General features: G+C 68.2%; 18 protein-coding genes. 11 read left to right on the forward strand and 7 right to left on the reverse strand.

Annotation, left to right across the window (positions count from 1 at the left end; translation table 11 throughout):
* Positions 1 to 275 precede the first annotated feature (275 nt).
* A complete protein-coding gene (locus tag AX708_RS17380) occupies positions 276 to 1,949 on the forward strand; it encodes an AMP-binding protein (RefSeq protein ID WP_066528048.1) in 1,674 nt (557 codons plus the stop codon).
* Between the two features lie 64 nt (positions 1,950 to 2,013).
* Here AX708_RS17380 and AX708_RS17385 read toward each other — a convergent pair whose 3' ends face one another.
* Together AX708_RS17385 and AX708_RS17390 are read right to left on the reverse strand one after the other, a co-directional pair.
* Positions 2,014 to 2,388 carry a polymer-forming cytoskeletal protein gene (locus AX708_RS17385; RefSeq protein ID WP_066528050.1) on the reverse strand — a complete coding sequence of 125 codons (375 nt, stop codon included), beginning with the start codon at positions 2,386 to 2,388 and terminating at the stop codon, positions 2,014 to 2,016.
* A 13-nt stretch (positions 2,389 to 2,401) separates the two neighbouring features.
* Complete coding sequence (locus AX708_RS17390; protein WP_156443339.1) at positions 2,402 to 3,517, reverse strand: M23 family metallopeptidase; 1,116 nt, start codon at positions 3,515 to 3,517, stop codon at positions 2,402 to 2,404.
* 317 nt (positions 3,518 to 3,834) lie between these two features.
* On the opposite strand from AX708_RS17390, the gene AX708_RS17395 reads away from it, so the two are divergent.
* The 9 genes from AX708_RS17395 (at position 3,835) to AX708_RS17435 (ending at position 11,631) form a co-directional block, all read left to right on the forward strand.
* Positions 3,835 to 5,124, forward strand: coding sequence for a glutamate-5-semialdehyde dehydrogenase (locus AX708_RS17395; RefSeq protein WP_066528055.1), 1,290 nt, complete (start codon positions 3,835 to 3,837; stop codon positions 5,122 to 5,124).
* A gap of 5 nt (positions 5,125 to 5,129) precedes the next feature.
* A complete protein-coding gene (locus AX708_RS17400; protein ID WP_066528057.1) occupies positions 5,130 to 5,795 on the forward strand; it encodes a nicotinate-nucleotide adenylyltransferase in 666 nt (221 codons plus the stop codon).
* A 90-nt stretch (positions 5,796 to 5,885) separates the two neighbouring features.
* On the forward strand, positions 5,886 to 6,323 hold the full coding sequence (gene rsfS, locus AX708_RS17405; protein ID WP_197426001.1) for a ribosome silencing factor: 438 nt from the start codon (positions 5,886 to 5,888) through the stop codon (positions 6,321 to 6,323).
* Positions 6,324 to 6,498: 175 nt separating this feature from the next.
* Positions 6,499 to 6,921, forward strand: a complete 423-nt coding sequence (locus AX708_RS17410) for a 23S rRNA (pseudouridine(1915)-N(3))-methyltransferase RlmH (protein WP_066528059.1) — start codon at positions 6,499 to 6,501, stop codon at positions 6,919 to 6,921.
* Positions 6,922 to 6,928: 7 nt separating this feature from the next.
* Positions 6,929 to 8,161 carry a murein hydrolase activator EnvC gene (locus tag AX708_RS17415; protein ID WP_066528061.1) on the forward strand — a complete coding sequence of 411 codons (1,233 nt, stop codon included), beginning with the start codon at positions 6,929 to 6,931 and terminating at the stop codon, positions 8,159 to 8,161.
* Positions 8,162 to 8,293: 132 nt separating this feature from the next.
* Positions 8,294 to 9,658 (forward strand): S41 family peptidase, encoded by a 1,365-nt coding sequence (locus tag AX708_RS17420; protein ID WP_066528063.1) that lies wholly within the window; start codon positions 8,294 to 8,296, stop codon positions 9,656 to 9,658.
* Positions 9,659 to 9,668: 10 nt separating this feature from the next.
* Positions 9,669 to 10,118: a disulfide bond formation protein B gene (locus AX708_RS17425; RefSeq protein WP_066528065.1), complete on the forward strand. Its 450-nt coding sequence runs from the start codon at positions 9,669 to 9,671 to the stop codon at positions 10,116 to 10,118.
* A 79-nt stretch (positions 10,119 to 10,197) separates the two neighbouring features.
* The gene (locus AX708_RS17430) at positions 10,198 to 10,719 is read left to right on the forward strand and encodes a demethoxyubiquinone hydroxylase family protein (protein ID WP_066528068.1); all 522 of its coding nucleotides are present in this window, start codon (positions 10,198 to 10,200) and stop codon (positions 10,717 to 10,719) included.
* 348 nt (positions 10,720 to 11,067) lie between these two features.
* Positions 11,068 to 11,631: a hypothetical protein gene (locus AX708_RS17435; RefSeq protein WP_066528071.1), complete on the forward strand. Its 564-nt coding sequence runs from the start codon at positions 11,068 to 11,070 to the stop codon at positions 11,629 to 11,631.
* A gap of 146 nt (positions 11,632 to 11,777) precedes the next feature.
* Here AX708_RS17435 and AX708_RS17440 read toward each other — a convergent pair whose 3' ends face one another.
* The 5 genes from AX708_RS17440 to AX708_RS17460 form a co-directional block, all read right to left on the reverse strand.
* Complete coding sequence (locus AX708_RS17440; RefSeq protein ID WP_066528075.1) at positions 11,778 to 12,791, reverse strand: NAD-dependent epimerase/dehydratase family protein; 1,014 nt, start codon at positions 12,789 to 12,791, stop codon at positions 11,778 to 11,780.
* 25 nt (positions 12,792 to 12,816) lie between these two features.
* Positions 12,817 to 13,638: an enoyl-ACP reductase FabI gene (gene fabI / locus AX708_RS17445; protein WP_066528076.1), complete on the reverse strand. Its 822-nt coding sequence runs from the start codon at positions 13,636 to 13,638 to the stop codon at positions 12,817 to 12,819.
* A complete protein-coding gene (locus AX708_RS17450) occupies positions 13,635 to 14,633 on the reverse strand; it encodes a YihY/virulence factor BrkB family protein (RefSeq protein WP_197426002.1) in 999 nt (332 codons plus the stop codon). Before AX708_RS17450 ends, fabI begins: the two co-directional genes overlap by 4 nt.
* Positions 14,634 to 14,656: 23 nt before the next feature.
* Positions 14,657 to 15,658 (reverse strand): DnaJ C-terminal domain-containing protein, encoded by a 1,002-nt coding sequence (locus tag AX708_RS17455; RefSeq protein ID WP_066528078.1) that lies wholly within the window; start codon positions 15,656 to 15,658, stop codon positions 14,657 to 14,659.
* Between the two features lie 72 nt (positions 15,659 to 15,730).
* Positions 15,731 to 16,054 carry a hypothetical protein gene (locus AX708_RS17460; protein ID WP_066528083.1) on the reverse strand — a complete coding sequence of 108 codons (324 nt, stop codon included), beginning with the start codon at positions 16,052 to 16,054 and terminating at the stop codon, positions 15,731 to 15,733.
* A 118-nt stretch (positions 16,055 to 16,172) separates the two neighbouring features.
* On the opposite strand from AX708_RS17460, the gene pdxH reads away from it, so the two are divergent.
* A complete protein-coding gene (pdxH, locus tag AX708_RS17465) occupies positions 16,173 to 16,829 on the forward strand; it encodes a pyridoxamine 5'-phosphate oxidase (protein ID WP_066528085.1) in 657 nt (218 codons plus the stop codon).
* Positions 16,830 to 16,840 lie beyond the last annotated feature (11 nt).

Here is a 16,840-nt window from a genome sequence, read left to right on the forward strand (position 1 = left end):
GACACGGGGCTTGGCTTTCCTTGTTTGCGTGCCCGCCTCCGCGGGCACGTCCTCGGTGCTGTTCCTCCCCCCGGGTCAAGCCCGGGGTCCGGGCACCTGCGGCTCGCGCGCGTGCGCTCGCGGCCCGTCCGTTGGCGGGCCGAAGTTGCTCTGCCCCACTCACGTTTGACTTGGGCCCTCTTTCACCGGCGGGGTGACGGGGATTTGCCATTTGCGGCAGAGGTCCCCGCCACTTTCGCTTGTGCGCCAAGCGATTGTGCGTCAGAATTACTGACATGACTGTCAGTATCGCCCCCGCGCCCGCCGCCTACCACCACCCAACTCCGCTCGAGACGAAGTTCGCGCCCGCGAGCCTGCCTGCGCTGCTCGAGCGGACGGTGGCGATGAACCCGCAGGCGCCGTTCCTGCATTTCCTCGGGCGGACCTACAGTTACGCCCAGATCCACAAGGAGGCCAAAGCCTTCGCGCTCGGGCTCCAGGCGATCGGGATTGCCAAGGGCGACCGCGTCGGCCTGTTCCTGCCCAACGTCCCGATCTACGCCGCGGCCTACTATGGCGCGATGATGGCGGGCGCGGTGGTGGTGAACTTCTCGCCGCTCTATTCGGTCGAGGAATTGAGCTGGCAGGTGGGTGACAGCGGCACCCGGGTGCTGGTGACGCTCGATGTGCCCGAACTCTACAAGACCGCTGCGAAGGTGCTGGAAGGTTCGGCGCTCGAGACGCTGGTCGTCGGCAGTCTCGCCGACCAGCTGCCGTGGTACAAGGGCCTCGCGCTGCAATTGCTGAAGCGCAAGCAGATCGCCGACGTCGCGCATGGTCCGACGATCAAGAGCTGGGTGGAGATGATCCCGGCCGGCCAGCCCGCGCCGGTCGAGGTCACCCCCGCCGACCTCGCCCTGCTGCAATATACGGGCGGCACCACCGGGCGGCCCAAGGGGGCGATGCTGGGGCATGACCAGCTCTCGGTAAACGCGCAGCAGGTCGCCGCGCTGAACCCCTTCGGCAACCCCACGGCCGAGTGCTTCATGGGCGCGCTGCCCTTCTTCCACGTCTTCGCCAACACCGCGCTGCTCAATCACGCGATGGTGACGGGCGCCTCGATCGCGATGGTGCCGCGGTTCGAGACGAAACAGGTGCTCGCAACGATCCAGCAGTATCGCTGCACCGGCTTTCCGGGCGTGCCGACCATGTTCCAGGCGATGCTCGACCATCCCGATCTCGCCAAGACCGACCTCAGCAGCCTCAAGGTCTGCATTTCGGGCGGCGCACCCATGCCGGGGCCGGTTCACGAGCGGTTCGAGGCGGTGACGGGCGTGCGCATCTGCGAGGGCTATGGCCTCACCGAAAGCTCGGGCGTGGTCTCGGCCAATCCCTATGACGGCACCCGCAAGCGCGGCACCATCGGCCAGCTGGTGCCGGGGACCGAGGTGGTGCTGCTCGACAAGGAAGACCCCACGAAACTCGCCCCCGAAGGCGAGCCCGGAGAGCTTGCGGTCCACGGCCCGCAGGTGATGCGCGGTTACTGGAACCGCCCGGAGACCGACGCCGACAGCTTCGTCACCATCGACGGCAAGCGCTATTTGCGCACCGGCGATGTCGCGCGGATCGATGCCGAGGGCTTCCTCGAGATTGTCGATCGCATCAAGGACATGATCGCAGTGGGCGGGTTCAAGGTCTTCCCGAGCGTGGTCGAGGACGTGATCCTCGAGCACCCTGCGGTCAAGGAGGCGCTGGTGATCGGCGTTCCCGAGGAATACCGCGGCGAGGTGCCGCGCGCCTATGTGACCTTGCAGGACGGCACCGCCGCGACCGGCGAGGAGCTGGCGAGCTGGCTCAACGCCCGGATCGGCAAGCACGAGCGGGTCGACATGGTGGTGGTGCGCGAAAGCCTGCCCAAGACGATGATCGGCAAGCTCGACCGCAAGACCCTGCGCGCCGAGGTGCTCTGACCTTCTCCCCGTTACCCGCCCCGGCCCCTGAGCCGGGGGCAAGCGGGAGGGGGACCAACAGCGCTTATTCGGCCGCTTCGGCCTTCATTTCCAGCACCGGCGCTGCCGCTGCCGCTGCGCGCGCGTTGGGAGCGAAGCGCCCGTCCACCTCGGCGCCCTGCTCGATGGTCAGCGCGTCGTAATGGACGTCGCCCTCGATCCGGGCGGTCTTGAGGATGACCAGTTCCTTGGCGGTGATCGAGCCGGTCACCTTGCCCGCCAGCCGCGCGGTTTCGGCGGTGACGACGCCGTTGATCGTGCTCTTCTCGCCCTGCACGAGGCTCGCGCAGGTGATGTCGCCGAGGATCGAGCCGTCGATATGCAGATCGGCCGAAGCCTTGATGTTGCCGGTGATGATCACATCCGCGCCAATCACCGAAAAGGTCGAGCCAGAGGCCATGGTGCTGCTCCTGTTAACGGGCCGCGCCGGCGGGGCGACGGGCAGGGGTGCCGGATCCGGCTGCGCGGACTTCCTTGAGAACATCGGGGGCGGCCTCCAGAAACGGGCGCGGATTGATCGCGCGGTCATTGATGCGGACTTCGAAATGCAGGTGCGGACCAGTCGAGCGCCCGGTCGATCCGAGCCCGGCGATGGTCGTGCCCGCGGCGACCTGTTGACCGACCTTCACGTCGAAGCGCGAAAGGTGCGCGTAACGCGTCAACATTCCGTTGCCGTGGGTGATCTCGACCACGTTGCCATAGCCGGACTTCTGCCCGACGAAGGTCACGCGGCCATCGGCGGCGGCGAAAACGGGCGATCCCATCGGGCCCTTGAAGTCGATCCCGGCGTGCATCGCCGCGCTGCCGTTGAAGGGGTCGCGCCGGTAGCCGAAGCCCGAGGTGATGCTCTCGACGCTCGCGGGGACGACCTGCGGGATGCCGTCGAGCGCACGCTCGAGCACCGCCATACGCGCCAGACTGAGACCAAGGCGCTCAAAGCGCGGGTCGATCTCCTCGCCGCCGCCGCCGAGCAGTGCTTCGAAGGGACCACCCATCGCCTGCTGCGTCTCGCGGGTCATGGCCTTGGGATCGAGATTGAGCTTGCGCATCGCGGCCTCGGCGCGGCGCGCGCGGGCATCGGCGAAGCGGGTGAGGCGCTCGGCGAAGGCGAGCTGGCGCGCCTCGATCTCGGCGAGGCCCTTCGCCTGCGGGATCAGCGCGCTGACCTTCTTCACGGTCTCGCTGGCTTCACGGGTCGAATCGGAGACGGTCCCGCTGGCCGCGCCTTCCCTTACCATGTCCTCGGGCAGCATGCGGGCCATCTCGTCGAGGAAGTCCTGCCGTTCCTTCAGATCATCGACCACCTTGTCGAGATTGCCGCCATATTCCTTGATCCGCTCTCCCGCCTGCGCGACGCGGGCCTTTTCTTCCACGAAGGAGGCAAGATCGGCCTCGGCGCGGTACTGGCCCCAGGCCATCACCGCGAGCGCGACGAGCCACAGGACCGCGACCGTCACCACGCCGCCGGCGACGCGCATCTGGAGCTGCGAGGAGAGCTTGATGAAGCGCACCTGTCCGTCGGCGCGCATGAAGAACTCGCGGTCGGGGAACCATTGCCGCAGCCGTTCGCCCCACGCATGTGCGGTATCTTTGAGTGACAAAACGCGGCCCCAGTCTTTTATGTTGTGCCCCGGGCGGCGTCGCTAACAGGGGGAACACCTATGGTCGAATCCCAAATCGCACTCCTAGGTGAGTCGATGCGGAATCGCGGCGAATCGATCAGCGTTTTCGTGACGTTCCGATGACCGGCCTTCCGGTCGGGGCGAATCCGCGCGGGAGCAGCCGCGAATCGACCTCTTTTCGGGCAGGCCTGACAGGTGGGCCGCGGGGTGCTAGAGGCGGGTGCATGACCAAGATGACCGCCGTCCTGCCCTCTGCCGAGGCCGCCGATCCCGCCGCGCTGGTGACCGCGCTGGCGCAGGATGCCCGCGCGGCCCAGCGCCAGCTCGCCGCGATGCCGAGCACCGCGCGTGCTGCGGCGCTGCGCCTTGCGGCCGGGGCCCTGCGTGCCGCTGCGCCGCATGTGCTGGCGGCCAACGCGAAGGACCTTGCCGCGGGCAAGGCGCGCGGGCTTTCCGGCGCGATGCTCGACCGGCTGATGCTCGACGAAGCGCGGCTCGCCGGGGTCGCCGATGCGGTCGCGGCGGTTGCCGATCTGCCCGATCCGGTGGGGCAGGTTATCGATTCCTCCGAGCGGCCCAACGGATTGAAGTTCCAGCGTATCCGTGTGCCGATCGGGGTCATCGGGATCATCTACGAGAGCCGCCCCAACGTCACCGCCGATGCCGCCGCCCTTTGCGTGCGCGTGGGCAATGCGGCGATCCTGCGCGGGGGTAGCGAGGCGGTGCATTCCAACCGCGCGATCCACGCCGCAATGGTGGAGGGGCTGGTGGCGGGCGGGGTGCCGGCAGAGGCGGTGCAGTTCATCCCCTCGCAGGACCGCGCCTGTGTGGGCGCGATGCTGACCGCGTCCGGCCTCATCGACATGATCGTCCCGCGCGGCGGCAGGAGCCTGGTCGAGCGCGTGCAGGGCGATGCGCGCGTGCCCGTGCTCGCCCATCTCGACGGGCTATGTCACACCTACATCCACGCCGCCGCCGACCCGGCCATGGCCGAGGCCATTGCGCTGAACGCCAAGCTGCGGCGCACCGGCATCTGCGGATCGATGGAGACGCTGCTGATCGACGCCGCCTTCCCCGAAAGCGCCGCGCTGGTCGCCGCGCTGATCGATGCGGGCTGCGAAGTGCGCGGCGACCCCCGCACCGCCGCGCTCGATCCGCGTGTCATCCCGGCCAGCAGCGAGGACTGGGACACCGAATATCTCGATGCCATCCTCTCGGTCGCAGTGGTCGACGGGCTTGACGCGGCGCTGGCGCATATCGCGCGCCATTCCTCGGACCACACCGACGCGATAGTGACCGCCGACGCGGCGGTCGCGGAGCGCTTCCTCAATGAAGTCGACAGCGCCATCGTGATGCACAATGCCTCCACCCAATTTGCCGACGGGGGCGAATTCGGAATGGGTGCGGAGATCGGGATCGCCACCGGGCGGCTCCACGCGCGGGGCCCCGTCGCGCTCGAGGGGCTCACGACCTACAAGTGGCAGGTGCGCGGGAGCGGGCAGACCCGCCCCTAACGCCCATGTCCCGACCCACACTGACCGGGCTGCTCGGCGGCAGCTTCAATCCCGCGCATGGCGGGCACCGGCGCATCACCCTGTTCGCGCAGGAAGCGCTCGGACTGGAGGAGACCTGGTGGCTGGTCTCGCCCGGCAACCCCTTGAAACCGCAGGACGACATGGGCTCGTTGAAGGCCCGCCTGCGCTCGACCGAAAGGCAGGCGCGGCGCGCGCGGATCGTGCCTTCGGCGATCGAGCTCGATCTCGACACGCGCTATACCGTCGACACGCTGAGGAAGCTCGTGCAGCGCTATCCCAAGCGGCGCTTTGTGTGGCTGATGGGGGCCGACAATCTTGCGCAATTCCACCTTTGGAAGGGCTGGCGGCGGATCGCGCGGACAATGCCGATTGCGGTGATCGCGCGTCCGGGGTATGATGCAGCCGCCATGACGAGCCCCGCCATGGCCTGGCTGCGGCGCTACATCGTGCCCGCCGCCGGTTTCCGCACAAGGGGGCAATGGAGCGCACCGGCCCTGGTGTTATTGCGTTTCGATCCTGACCACCGCTCGGCCACGGCAATTCGCCGTGCTCATGCCGGGTGGGCCGAGCAGTTGCTGGGCAAGGATCAAGACGCTCCGGTGCGCGATCGGCTGACATTCCGCAGCATCCGGTCATGGGAGGACGCATGAAGCGCGCATCCAGCGTTTCGGCTCATTCCGCGGCCGGTCTGCGTCATGCCCGCTTCCATCGCCCCGCACTTTGGAGATACCCGATTGCCGATGACCGAGGCATTTGTCGCATCGCTTCCGCTGGGAGCCACCCAGGTCGCCGCCAAGCTCGCCCAATCGCTGGGCAAGCCTGAGGTGGGCCCCGCCGCCCTGCACCAGCTGGTGCTGACGCAGCTTGACGACGATCAGGCGCAGGACGTCGTCTCGATCCCGCTCGAGGGCAAGAGCTCGATCGCCGATCACATGGTGATCGCGAGCGGGCGCTCGACCCGGCAGGTCGCGTCGATGGCGCAGAAGCTCGCCGAGACGATCAAGAACGCCGGCTACGGCCATGCGCGGGTCGAAGGCCTGCCGGCTGCCGACTGGGTGCTGATCGACGCGGGCGACGTGGTCATCCACCTGTTCCGCCCCGAAGTGCGCAGCTTCTACAATCTGGAGCGGATGTGGAGCTTCGAGGGTTCCGAAACGTCGATGATGGGTCGGAATTGAGGGTTTTGCGCTCGTCCCTTCGGACGAGCCTGAACGTTCCGCTTGAGCGCTGGTTCGGCTTGCGGAGCAAGCCGCAAGGCCGAACGGCCGCCCGCAGCGATGCGACCTTCAGGTCGCGTGAGCGAGGATAGCCAAGCGCGCGGACGCGCGCGCCGGCGCTTGAGGCGAAACGAAAATGCTTCTCCACATCATCGCGCGCGGGAAAATCGGCCGGTCGCCGGAGGGCGAGCTGGTCGATCGCTACGCCAAGCGCCTGACCTGGCCGGTGAAACTCACCGAATGGCCCGATACCGGCGCAGGGAAAGCCGCTGACCCGCTCACACCCCACCGCACCGTGCTGCTCGACGAGCGCGGCAAGGCGATGTCCTCGGAAAGCTTCGCCCAGCTGCTCGGCAAGTGGCGCGACGAGGGCGTGCGCGAGACCCGCTTCATGATCGGCGCGGCCGACGGGCATTCAGATGCCGAGCGCGCTGTGGCCGACCTCCTCCTCGCCTTCGGGCCGGCGACCTGGCCGCACATGATGGCCCGCGCGATGCTGATGGAGCAGCTCTACCGCGCCACCACCATCCTTGCAGGCCATCCCTATCATCGGGCATGAGAGCGCGATGCGCCGCCTGATCCTTCCCGTCCTCGCCGTGATCGGCACCGGAGCCGCGCTGGCGCTCGCTCTCCCTGATACCGCCGCCGCACCTGCCACAGCGCTGGTCGACCCGGCCGAGGCGGAAGCCGCGCTTGCCCGCGCGACCCGTGAGGGCAAGCAGGCCGACGCCCGCGCGCAAAAGCTCACCGCCGAGGCCGAGGCCGCGACCGAGGCGGCCCAGCGCACGGCCAGCGAAGCCGCCGCGCTCGCCGCGCGCATCCAGCAGGCCGAGGCCGACATCGAAGCCGCCCGCGCGCGCCTCGCCATCGCCAGGGACCAGCGCGCCCGCCTGACCGCAAAGCTCGCCGCCAAGCAGGCTCCCACCGCGCGCCTTGCCGCCGCGCTCCAGACCGCCGCGCGCCGCCCGCTGGCGCTCGCCGCGCTGCAACCCGGCTCATTGAAAGATGTCGTCCACGTCCGCGCGGTCATGGCAAGCGCGGTGCCGCAGATCCGCGCGCGCACCGCAAGCTTGCGCGCCGATCTCGACCGGGGCCGTGCGTTGGAGGCGCAGGCGCGTGCCGCGCTCGAAGCCTCGCGCAGTGCGGAGGGCACGCTGCTTCAGCGCCGCTCGCAGCTCGCCGCGCTCGAACAGCAGCAGCGCCTCGCCTCGCGCACCGCGCGCGGGGCCGCGCTGCGTGAGGCCGAGCGGGCGCTGGCACTGGCCGAGGAGGCGCGCGATCTCGATGGCCTTGTCGGCAAGCTCGGCGAGGTGGCGGCGCTGCGCGATGCACTCGCCGCGCTCCCCGGCCCGGTGCTGCGCCCGGCGGACCTTTCCGCCGCGCTCCCCTCCGAACCCGCGCCCGCACCCCCACCAGCACCGGGCACCGCCGCGCCGCCACCCGCGTTCCAGCTCCCCGTGCAGGGCCGCACGCTGGTGGGCTTCGGGGCGAAACGCGCGAGCGGCCTTGCCTCGACCGGCGTCACCCTCGCTCCTGCGGCCCAGGCCCAGGTCGTCGCCCCGGCGCGCGGGCGGGTCGCCTTTGCGGGGGCCTATCGCGGCTTCGGGCGAATCGTCATCATCGAGCACGCAGGCGGCTGGACCAGCCTCGTCACCGGGCTCGAAAAGGTCGACGTGGCGGTCGGCGACAACGTCATCGGCGGATCGCCGCTGGGCCGCGCGACCGGGGGGCAGAGCCCGGTGACGATCGAGCTGCGGCAGGGCGGCAAGCCGGTCAACCCCTTGCAATATCTGCGATAAGCGCGCGCCGCCGGAAAGGACCTGCGCGCGCATTGCCCCCGGCTGGCACACCCCGGCATGCGGCGATGAGTTATCTGGCGTTCATCCCGGCAAACCTATACATTCATGTGACAAAGGAGCCCCGCACGCCTCATGAACATCGCCGCCCTCCTGCGCAGCGCCGCGCTGGTCACCTCGATCGCGCTGATCCCCGCCACCACCGCCACCATGGCGCAGGTCGATGGCCGCGCCGCACCCGAATTCGCCAAGCTCTTCGCGGTCTTCCAGCGGGTGAAGGCGAGCTATGTCGAGCCGGTCGACGACGAGACGCTGATCCGCGGCGCGATCGACGGGATGCTCGCCGCGCTCGATCCGCACTCGGCCTATCTCGACGGCGGCGATCTCCAGCGGCTGGAGACGATGATCGACGGGCAGTACCAGGGCCTCGGCCTGTCGGTGGTGATGCAGGACGGGGCGGTGAAGGTCGTCTCGCCGTTCCGCGGCAGCCCGGCCGAAGCGGCGGGCATCAAGGCAGGCGATTTCATCACGCATATCGATGGCCGTCTGATCGTCGACACCAAGCTCGATGACGCCGTCGCGCAGATGCGCGGGCCCAAGGGCACCTCGATCAAGCTGACGATCTTCCGCGAAGGCCGCGAGGAGCCGCTGGAAGTGAGCGTCACCCGCGGCGTGATCGAGCTCGAGCCGGTCACTTCCGAGCTGCTGAGCGGCAATATCGCGCTCATCACCGTCAACGAATTCTCCGCCAATGTCGGCGCGGATGTGTTCAGCGAGTGGCAGGCGCTCAGGAAGAAGGCCCCGGGCGGGCGCATCGCCGGGCTGGTGCTCGACCTGCGCAACAACCCCGGCGGGAGCCTCGACGAATCGGTCGCGCTCTCGGACCTGTTCCTCACTGACGGGCGCATCGTCAGCCAGCGCGGCCGCGCGCGGGGCGAGACGATGCTCTACGATGCCGAGACCGTCTACCGCGGCGACATGGCCGAAGGCGTGCCGATGATCGTGCTGATCAACGCCGGATCGGCCTCGGCCTCGGAAATCGTCGCGGGCGCCTTGCAAGATCACCGTCGCGCGCTGATCATGGGCGAGCGCAGCTTCGGCAAGGGCTCGGTCCAGTCGCTGCTGCCGCTCGGCAAGGACGCCGCGCTGAAGCTCACCACCGCGCGCTACTACACCCCCGCGGGCCGCTCGGTGCAGGAGGGCGGGATCAAGCCCGACATCGCCGTGCCGCAGATCTCCGACCCCGATTTCGTGCTGCGCCAGAAGTACCAGACCCGCGAGAGCGATCTGCGCGGGCACCTCATCAACGAGATCGGCCTCAAGGACGAGGAGATGGAGGGCGACAAGATCTCGGATCCGCGCTTCCAGCTCACCGCTGCCGAGCTCGAGGCGAAGGGGATCAAGGACTTCCAGCTGAACTACGCCGCTGACACCCTGCGCCGTACCACCAAGAGCACCGTCGCGCTGCGCCCCGGCACCCAGCGCGCCGCGAAACCCTAGGGGCCTCACGATGGACAACTTGGGCAAGGCCCGCGCGCTTGCCGTGCTGGTTCCGGCTGCGCTGCTCGGCGGGGCCTATGTGTCGCAGTACGGCTTCGGCCTGTTCCCTTGCGAGATGTGCTGGTGGCAGCGCTATCCGCATTTCGCCGCCGTGGCGCTCGGCCTGGCGGCCTTCGCGGTGAGGCCGGGGCGGGTGCTGGTCGTGCTCGCGGGCCTCGCGATCATCGCCTCGGGGCTGATCGGCGGCTTCCATGCGGGCGTCGAGTATGGCTGGTGGGAGGGGATCACCAACTGCACCGCCACCGGCCCCGCCAGCGCCGCGCTCGATTTCTCCTCGCACGTCGTGGCCTGCGACATCCCGCAATGGGAGCTGTGGGGCATCAGCCTTGCGGGCTTCAATTTCCTCTTCTCGATGGCCGGCGGTGCAGCCGTGGTGGCGCTGGCTGCGTATCGGAAGTAAGGCCAGCATCGCGCCGAAAAGTGGGAACCGGTTTTCGGCTGCTCGGCGATGCGACAAAAAGGCGCGAAAGGAGCCGACCATGGACCGCAAAGACCTTCATCGCATGATCCGCGTCGACCAGGCCGGGGAATTCGGCGCGACCCGCATCTATGAAGGCCAGCTTGCCGTGATGGGCGATCGCGGGCCGCATTCGGCCGAGATCCGCCACATGGCCGCGCAGGAGGCCGAGCACCGCAAGAAGTTCGACGCGCTGCTGGCGAAGCGCGGCGTGCGGCCGACCGCACTCCACCCGTTCTGGTCTGCGGCGGGCTATGCGCTGGGCGCGGGCACGGCGCTGCTCGGGCCCGAGGCGGCGATGGCCTGCACCGCCGCGGTCGAGACCGAGATCGACAAGCACTATTCCGACCAGCTCGACGCGCTCGAAGCCTCGGGCGCGGACCCCGAGCTTGCCGCAATGATCGCCGAATTCCGCGAGGAAGAGCGCGAGCACCGGGATTCGGCGCTCGCCAACGGCGCCGAGCGTGCGCCGGCCTATCCGCTGCTCGCGGGCGCGATCCGGCTGGGGTGCCGGATCGCGATCCGGATCAGCGAGAGGGTTTAGGAGTTTTTGTGTGCGAGGGCGCCTCCGCGCCCTCGTCCTCGGCGCTGTTCCTCCACTGCGCTTCGCTCCGTGCCGGGCACCTGCGGGCGGCCAGTCGGCCTTGCGGCCCTGTGGGCCGATCCAGCGCTTTTCGGCTTGGCCGAAGTTTGGCGCATAAAGCTGCGCCCACGCCTCCCTCCCCTTGCGGGAGGGGCCGGGGGAGGGGGCTCGATGCTCGCCGCTTTTGTCTGCGTTTGCCGCTTCGTGCCATCTTCACGGGCGGTTCAGCCCCTCAGGCCTAGACAAACCCTCCCGCCCGGGGGCATGGCTGGTGCCTCGCCTTCGCGCGACACAGAGGACACCTGCACCATGAAGCGCCTGCTCGCCCCCGCCGTCTCGCTCGCCGCCCTCGCTTTCGTCGCCGCCGCGAGCCCCGCCGCTGCCCAGAGCGCGGACGAGAAGATCAACATGGTGATCGCTTACAGCAAGGACGAATGCCCCGTCGCCCAGCCCGGCGAGGTGGTGGTGTGCGAGATCCTGGTCGAGGAGGAGCGCTACCGCATCCCCTCCAACCTGCGCTACTCCGACGATCCCGCCAACCGCTCGCGCGCGCGGCAGGTCGACGAGATCAAGTATGTCGGCGATTTCGGCACCATGAGCTGCTCGCCGGCGGGTGCGGGCGGGTTCACCGGCTGCAACCAGAAATTCATCGAAGCCGCCTACAAGGACAAGTCGGAAGCCGACGCCGTCCGCTTCGGTCTGCTGATCGAACAGGCCCGCCAGGAACGCCTCTCCACCATCGACGCCCAAGCCGCCGCCGAGCAGGAGCGCGTCGAGATGATCGAGCGCGAATACATGCAGCGGCTCGAGAAGGAGCGGCAGGGCGAGCTTCCCGGCGAGGGGCAGACCCCGCCGCCTGTTCCGCCGAAGTAGTTCTGCCTTACGCACCCCTCCCCGTGGGGAGGGGTTGGGGGGTGGGGTCTCCCCGCCAGCGGCCACGCCGAGGCCGTCAGGCCGAGCCCTGCTTCGCAACTCTCACCGTCGCCCGCCTCCCCGGGAGGAGGGGGAATCGCGGCGCGTCAGACGCGGTAATAGTCCCGGTACCACGCCACGAAGCGCGCCACGCCCTCGCGGAACGGGGTTTGCGGCGCGTAGCCCGTCAGGCTCTTGAGCAACGAGGCATCGGCCCAGGTTGCGGGGACGTCGCCGGTCTGCATCGGCATGAAGTTCTTCACCGCCGCGCGCCCGCATTCCGCTTCGATCGCCTCGATAAAGTCCATCAGCCGGACCTTGTCGCCATTGCCGATATTGACCACCCGGAACGGCGCGACGGGCGAGAGGTTGTCGCCCGGCGCGATGTCCTCCGGGCTCTCGGGCCGCACCGGGGCGGCGTCGATCAGCAGGCGGATGCCGCGCACCAGATCGGTGACGTAGGTGAAATCGCGGTACATCTCGCCATTGTTGTAGATGTCGATCGGGGTGCCTTCGAGGACGCCTTTGGTGAACTTGAACAGCGCCATGTCGGGCCGCCCCCACGGCCCGTAGACCGTAAAGAAGCGGAACATCGTCGTCGGCAGGGTCCACAGGTGCGCGTAGGAATGCGCCATCGCCTCGTTCGCCTTCTTGGTCGCGGCGTAGAAGGTGAGCGGGGTATCGACCTTCTGCCCTTCATCGAAAGGCATCTCGGTATTCGCGCCGTAGACCGATGAGGTCGACGCCATCAGCAGGTGATCGACGCCCAGTTCGCGCGCGCACTCCATCACGTTGAAGGTGCCGATCAGGTTCGCATCGACATAGGCGCGCGGGTTCTCGAGGCTGTAGCGCACCCCTGCCTGCGCGGCGAGGTGGACGATCACGTCGGGCTTTTCGGCCAGCGCCAGCGCGCGCAGGGTGTCGAGATCCTCGAGCATCCCCTCGGTGCAGCTGAAATGCGGGTGCTGCAGCAGCATCTGGTGGCGCCGCTGCTTGATCCGCACATCGTAGTAATCGGTCATGCCGTCATAGCCGACGACGCGGAAGCCTTCCTCGAGCAGCAATTGCGACAGGTGAAAGCCGATGAACCCGGCGGTGCCGGTGACGAGAACGGTGCGCATGGAAGTGCCCTTTGCGGCCGGTGTGTTACGAAAGCGCGATATCGGGCGCGTCTTCCTGCTTCATGCCGACGATGTGGTAGCCCGCATCGACATGGTGGGTCTCCCCCGTCACGCCCGAGGCGAGGTCCGACAGGAGATAGAGTCCGGCCCCGCCGACATCCTCGATCGTGACATTGCGGCGCAGCGGCGAATTGTATTCGTTCCACTTGAGGATGTAGCGGAAGTCGCCGATCCCGCTCGCCGCGAGGGTCTTGATCGGCCCGGCGCTGATCGCGTTGACGCGGATGCCGCGGGGGCCGAGGTCGTTGGCGAGATACTTCACGCTCGTCTCCAGCGCGGCCTTGGCGACGCCCATGACGTTGTAATGCGGCACGACCTTCTCGGCGCCGTAATAGCTGAGCGTCAGGATCGCGCCCCCGCTTTCGGGCATCATCGCCGCCGCGCGCTGGGCGATCGCGACCAGCGAATAGACCGAGACGTTCATCGTCAGCAGGAAGTTGTCGAGGCTGGTGTCGACAAAGTGCCCGCGCAGTTCGTTCTTGTCGGAAAAGCCGATCGCGTGGACGACGAAGTCGATCGTTTCCCAGCGCTGCTTAAGCGTGGCGAAGGCGGCATCGAGTGATTCCATCTTCGACACGTCGCATTCGAAGGTGAAATCGCTGCCGAGCTCGGCGGCGAGCGGGATGACCCGCTTGGCGAGGGCCTCGCCCTGGTAGGAGAAGGCGAGCTCGGCGCCCTGTTCGGCCAGCTTCCTGGCGATGCCCCACGCAAGCGACTTGTCGTTGGCGAGCCCCATGATCAGCCCGCGCTTGCCCTGCATCAGGCCGGCCCCCGTCGTTGCATTCATCCTGTCGTCTCCTCGCTTGCCAGCTTTTCGGGTTCGGCCAGCGCTGCGTTCAATTGTGCGCCGATAACGAGGCCGAGGCCGACGAGCCAGAAAAAGAACAGCGTCACCATCGTTCCGGCAAGGCTGCCATAGGTGAGATCATAGGTGAACACCCCGCGCAGCACGATCGGCAGCGCGGTCGTCACGCCCAGCCACCACAGCGTGGTGAACAGCGCGCCGGGCCACTTGGGAAAGGCCTTGCCGCGATAGGAGCGGGGGGTGAGGGTCAGGAACAGCACCCACAGCGATCCGCCGAGGCCCAGCGCGGGCACGATTCGCGACAGGCGCAGCCACGCGATCAGCTCGCCCAGCTGCGGCAGGCGCGCGTCGATCACCTGCTGCACCGCGCCGATCACGACCTGCGAGAAGAGCGAGATCATCAGCACCAGCACCGCCCCGAGGATCAGGCCTGCCGACAGCAGCCGATAGCGCCAGAAGGCGAGCCGCGCCTTGGTGCCGTAGGCGCGGCGCAGGATGTCGCGGATCGTCTCGATCAGGCTCGAGACCGTCCACAGCGCCACGCCCGCGCCCAGCACCAGCAGCCAGCCCGATCGCGCCGCCATCACATCGGCCGCGACCGGCGCGATCACCTCGGCGACCGTGGGCGGCAGCGCGAGGCCGATCGCCGCGATCATCCCCTCGGAACTCTCGCGCCCGCCGATCAGCTCGAACAGCCCTGCGCCGAGGATGAAGAACGGGAAGATCGCCACCATCGACAGGTAGGCGAGGTTCCCGGCGTGGATGAAACCTTCGTTGTAGGTTCCCGCAAGCACCCGTCCGGCGACCTCGAAGATGCGGGTGCCGGGGCCGAGCTGGCGGCGCAGGCCGGCGGCGATGCCCTTGCCTTCCTCCGCCCCATCTCCGCGCGCGCGCCGCTTGCGGGCCTCGGGGGAATGCGAGCGGACTTCGGGTTCTTCCGGGCCCATGTCCGGGCGTGTGCGGGCGTTGGCGGGCATCTCGGGCTCCTTGAGGCCCTGCGCTACAATCCGAATTTCTGGCGCGGGCGGGCGGGGTCTACCCAGCCTTCGAGCCGTTGTTCCAGCGCCGCAAGATCGGCAGGCAGCTGGATTTCGAGCGTCACCAGCTGGTCGCCGCGTTCCGGCTTGCCATCGGTCACGGCGCCGTTCTTTCGGCTCCAGCCCTTGCCGGCGAGGCGCAACACCGTACCACTGCTGCTCCCCGGCTTGATCGTCAGCATCACCGCGCCGTCGACCGTCGGGCATTTGACCTTGGCGCCGCGCACGGCCTCGTCGAGGGTGATCGGCAGGTCCATGCGGATATTGTCGCCCTCGCGGCGGAAGAAGGGGTGGCTGCCGATCTCGATCATCACCAGCCCGTCGCCATTGCCGCCGGTACCCGGGTGGCCCTTGTCCTTGAGGCGCATCATCGTGCCGTCCTCGACGCCTGCCGGGAGCTTCAGATTGATTGCCTTGCCATCGGCGAGCGTGATGCGCTGGTCGCGGCCGGCGGCGGCATCGACGAAGGGCACCGCGAGCCGGTAATGGATGTCGGGGCCGCGCTTGGGCGGCGGGGGCGGGGGTTGGCGGCCGAATCCGCGGCGCGGCGCCGGGCCCGGCTGCGGCTTGCGCCCGCCGAAAAGGCCTTCGAACAGGTCGCTGAGATCGACGTCATCGGCCCCGAACCCGCCGAAATCGCCGCCGCCCGGGGCACCGCGGGGACCGGCGCCGTAAGTGCCGCCCCGGCCATAGCCCGGCCCGAAACCGCCGCGGGCGCCCATTCCGGCGAAGGGGTTGGCGGGATTGCCATCGGCATCGATCTCGCCGCGATCATATTGCGCGCGCTTGGCCTTGTCCGACAGCAGGTCATAGGCGCGCGTCACCTCCGAGAACTTCTCGGAGGCCTTGGGGTTGTCCTTGTTGCGATCGGGGTGCAGCTCCTTGGCGAGCTTGCGATAGGCGCTCTTGATGTCGGCCTCGGAGGCCGTGCGGGGTATTCCGAGCGTGGCGTAAAGATCGCGCATGGTGAGTTAGCTAGGTGAGACAGCGCGCCGGCGCAAGCTTGCGCCGGGTGCTTGTCCCGCGAGCGCGCTGTTTCAGGACAGACGGATGCCGTTCTTCGCGCGATCCCGCATGCCGAGCAGCCGCCCGATGATGTAGGCGGCGTAGGGGATGGGGACGAGGATGAACGTGAAGATGAGATAGAACAGCACTTCCTCGCTCCACCCGCGCCACACCCACCGGACCACGATCTGCGCGCCAAGGATGAACAGGATGAAGCGCGCCGCGCGATTGGCGCCCGACCAGATCCAAACCTGATCCTTCCAGCCCCGCCGTCCCATCTGCCAGACCTTCCATCCGCAATAGCCCAGCCCAGCCAGGAAGAGGCCAAGGCCGAAAACGATATAGAAAATCTCCATTTAGCAACCCTAGCGCCAGACGACTGCATCGACAAGCAATGCGCTGCGGCGCGGATTGTCACTTTTCGGGGCGTATGTGCGTCGCTATCGCCGCAGCCAATCCGAGGAGCCTTTGCCGATGTCCGATCCCGTTCCGCTCGACGATGCCCAGCTGGCCGACAGCGTGCTGCCTGCCGGCTCCGATCCCTTCGTGCTGTTCGAGGAATGGTTCGCCGCTGCGCAGGTGGGGGAGCTCAACGATCCCAACGCGATGGCGCTCGCCACCGCCACCCCGGGCGGCGCGCCTTCGGTGCGGATGGTGCTGCTGAAGGGGCACGGCAAAGGGGAGATCGCCGGGGGCGGCTTCACCTTCTTCACCAATGCCGAAAGCCGGAAGGGGGGCGAGATCCGCGCCAACATGCAGGCCGCGCTGCTGTTCCACTGGAAGAGCCTGCGCCGCCAGATCCGGATCGAGGGCCCGCTGACCGAGGTGAGCCCCGAGCGCGCCGACGCCTATTTCCATTCGCGCCCCTACAAGAGCCAGGTCGGCAGCGCGGCGAGCGACCAGTCGCGCCCCTTGCCCGAGCGCCAGACCTATATCGACCGCGTGCAGGAAATCTGGGCCGAGCACGAGGCGACCGGCAAGGTGCCCCGCCCGCCGCACTGGACAGGTTTCACTTTGTCCCCGCAAAGAATCGAATTCTGGATTGATCGCGACAACCGGCTGCATGATCGCCGCGAATTCACCCGCTCCGCTCCCGACGCGTCGTGGTCGGACACGCTGCTCTACCCCTGAGGAACCTTCGC

The organism is Erythrobacter sp. CCH5-A1, from assembly GCF_001557115.1.
Lineage (GTDB): Bacteria > Pseudomonadota > Alphaproteobacteria > Sphingomonadales > Sphingomonadaceae > Erythrobacter.

Bases quoted from the DNA above. Each gene is read 5' to 3' on its own strand.
- AX708_RS17390 (WP_156443339.1), bottom strand. From the start codon at position 3,517: ATGCGCGCCGACGGACAGGTGCGCTTCATCAAGCTCTCCTCGCAGCTC.
- AX708_RS17385 (WP_066528050.1), bottom strand. From the start codon at position 2,388: ATGGCCTCTGGCTCGACCTTTTCGGTGATTGGCGCGGATGTGATCATC.
- AX708_RS17450 (WP_197426002.1), bottom strand. From the start codon at position 14,633: ATGCCCGCCAACGCCCGCACACGCCCGGACATGGGCCCGGAAGAACCC.
- AX708_RS17380 (WP_066528048.1), top strand. From the start codon at position 276: ATGACTGTCAGTATCGCCCCCGCGCCCGCCGCCTACCACCACCCAACT.
- AX708_RS17400 (WP_066528057.1), top strand. From the start codon at position 5,130: ATGTCCCGACCCACACTGACCGGGCTGCTCGGCGGCAGCTTCAATCCC.
- rsfS (WP_197426001.1), top strand. From the start codon at position 5,886: ATGACCGAGGCATTTGTCGCATCGCTTCCGCTGGGAGCCACCCAGGTC.
- AX708_RS17420 (WP_066528063.1), top strand. From the start codon at position 8,294: ATGAACATCGCCGCCCTCCTGCGCAGCGCCGCGCTGGTCACCTCGATC.
- AX708_RS17440 (WP_066528075.1), bottom strand. From the start codon at position 12,791: ATGCGCACCGTTCTCGTCACCGGCACCGCCGGGTTCATCGGCTTTCAC.
- pdxH (WP_066528085.1), top strand. From the start codon at position 16,173: ATGTCCGATCCCGTTCCGCTCGACGATGCCCAGCTGGCCGACAGCGTG.
- AX708_RS17415 (WP_066528061.1), top strand. From the start codon at position 6,929: ATGCGCCGCCTGATCCTTCCCGTCCTCGCCGTGATCGGCACCGGAGCC.
- AX708_RS17410 (WP_066528059.1), top strand. From the start codon at position 6,499: ATGCTTCTCCACATCATCGCGCGCGGGAAAATCGGCCGGTCGCCGGAG.
- AX708_RS17435 (WP_066528071.1), top strand. From the start codon at position 11,068: ATGAAGCGCCTGCTCGCCCCCGCCGTCTCGCTCGCCGCCCTCGCTTTC.
- fabI (WP_066528076.1), bottom strand. From the start codon at position 13,638: ATGAATGCAACGACGGGGGCCGGCCTGATGCAGGGCAAGCGCGGGCTG.
- AX708_RS17460 (WP_066528083.1), bottom strand. From the start codon at position 16,054: ATGGAGATTTTCTATATCGTTTTCGGCCTTGGCCTCTTCCTGGCTGGG.
- AX708_RS17425 (WP_066528065.1), top strand. From the start codon at position 9,669: ATGGACAACTTGGGCAAGGCCCGCGCGCTTGCCGTGCTGGTTCCGGCT.
- AX708_RS17455 (WP_066528078.1), bottom strand. From the start codon at position 15,658: ATGCGCGATCTTTACGCCACGCTCGGAATACCCCGCACGGCCTCCGAG.
- AX708_RS17395 (WP_066528055.1), top strand. From the start codon at position 3,835: ATGACCAAGATGACCGCCGTCCTGCCCTCTGCCGAGGCCGCCGATCCC.
- AX708_RS17430 (WP_066528068.1), top strand. From the start codon at position 10,198: ATGGACCGCAAAGACCTTCATCGCATGATCCGCGTCGACCAGGCCGGG.